This is a genomic window from Mesorhizobium sp. M7A.F.Ca.CA.001.08.2.1, assembly GCF_003998455.1.
Classification (GTDB): domain Bacteria; phylum Pseudomonadota; class Alphaproteobacteria; order Rhizobiales; family Rhizobiaceae; genus Mesorhizobium; species Mesorhizobium ciceri.
Map to the genome: position 1 here is coordinate 1 of NZ_RZPW01001460.1, position 468 is coordinate 468.

Below are 468 nucleotides of genomic sequence, written 5' to 3' on the forward strand. Positions count from 1 at the left end.
AGATTGTGCAGCGCCTGGTTGAGTTCGCGCAGCGACAACTGGTCGAGATCGAAGACCCGAGGGTCGTGTGCCGCGGTTTTTGAAAGCGTGGTTGCCGGCATGAACTCAATGCTCCCAGAAATAGACGGTTGCGGGCTCGGGTTCCCAGACCCTCGCATTGTCTATGCCGGGCAGTTTGGTCAGCGCGCGATATTCCGAGCCGAAGGCGACATATTGGTCGGTTTCGGCCATCACGGCTGGCTTGCAGGCAATCGGATCGCGCACCACGCCAAAGCCGTTCTTGGTGCCGACGACGAAGGTGAAGAAGCCGTCGAGGTCGGAGAGCGTGCCTTCCAGCGCCTCGCCGAGATTCTTGCCATGCGCCATCTGTGACGAGAGATAGGCGGCAGCAACCTCGGTGTCGTTCTCGGTTTCGAAGGTCATGCCTTCGCGGATCAGTTCGCGGCGGACATTGTTGTGGTTCGACAG

The 468-nt window shown here is 59.8% G+C and carries 1 pseudogene; it reads right to left on the reverse strand.

Annotation, left to right across the window (positions count from 1 at the left end):
* Window positions 1-105: 105 nt before the first annotated feature.
* Window positions 106-468 (reverse strand): annotated as a pseudogene (locus EN914_RS37975) (glutamine amidotransferase); the annotation flags it as partial.